The sequence below is a fragment of the Rubrivivax gelatinosus genome, from assembly GCF_004340905.1.
GTDB lineage: Bacteria > Pseudomonadota > Gammaproteobacteria > Burkholderiales > Burkholderiaceae_C > Rubrivivax > Rubrivivax gelatinosus.
On sequence record NZ_SLXD01000036.1, the window covers coordinates 1 to 1,043 of the forward strand.

A 1,043-nucleotide genomic window follows, 5' to 3' on the forward strand; every position below is an offset into this window, starting at 1 on the left:
TGTGAAGCTTCAATAGGTTGTTGCGGGTGTTCACCCGGAGAGGTTCTGAGAGACTGGAAATCGCCAAACCCCCAGTCCACTCAACAACCGAATCCGGATGAACACCCATAAGAATGCCCGATTGACCTACGCACGTCGCTTGGAGATGGTTCAAGACATCACCGAGCGGGGTCACAGCATCGCCCAGGCAGCCGCCAGCCATGGCGTCAGCGCGGTGACCGCGCGCAAGTGGCTTGGCCGCTTCCTGGGGACCGGACCTGACGGGTTGCTGGACAAGTCCTCGCGTCCTGAGAAGTCGCCGCGTGCCATCGAGCCGCAGGTGGCGCTGACCATCGTCGAGCTGCGCCGCAAGCTGTGTCTGCAGGCGCAGATCGCCTCTTGCATGGGCGTGTCCAAGGCGACGGTGAGCCGCGTCCTGAAGCGGGCTGGCTTGTCCAAGCTGAGCGACTTGCGTCCTGCCGAGCCGGTGCATCGCTACGAGCGGGAGCAGCCTGGTGAGCTGCTCCATATCGACATCAAGAAGCTTGGGCGGTTCGACAGGATCGGTCACCGCATCACCGGAGATCGCACCCAGCGAGCGCGCCACATCGGCTGGGAGCATGTCTTCGTGGCCGTGGACGACCACAGCCGCCTGGCGTTCACCCAGATCTACCCCGACGAGAGCAAGCACAGCGCCGAGGCGTTCCTGCGCTCGGCAGTGGCCTACTTCGAGCGCTTCGGCGTGCCCATCCAGCGCGTGCTGACCGACAACGGCAAGTCGTTCCACTCCGCCTTGTTCGCCTCGGCCTGCCTGGAACTGGGCATCAGCCAGAAGTTCACCCGCGCGTACCGCCCGCAGACCAATGGCAAGGCCGAGCGCTTCATCCAGTCGGCCCTGCGGGAGTGGGCCTACGGCCAGCCTTATGCCAGTTCAGACCAACGCCGCGAGCACTTGTCGGCCTGGAACCACTTCTACAACTGGCACAGGCCACACCACAGCATCGACCTCAAGCCGCCGGTCTCACGTCTCTTGGTTCCCCGAAAGAACCTGTTGACACTTCACA

General features: G+C 63.5%; 1 protein-coding gene. It reads left to right on the plus strand.

Annotated elements, in window-relative coordinates:
- Positions 1-97 precede the first annotated feature (97 nt).
- Positions 98-1,043 (plus strand): IS481 family transposase (locus tag EV684_RS23880; RefSeq protein WP_132649839.1); only part of this gene is annotated, 946 nt, incomplete at its 3' end.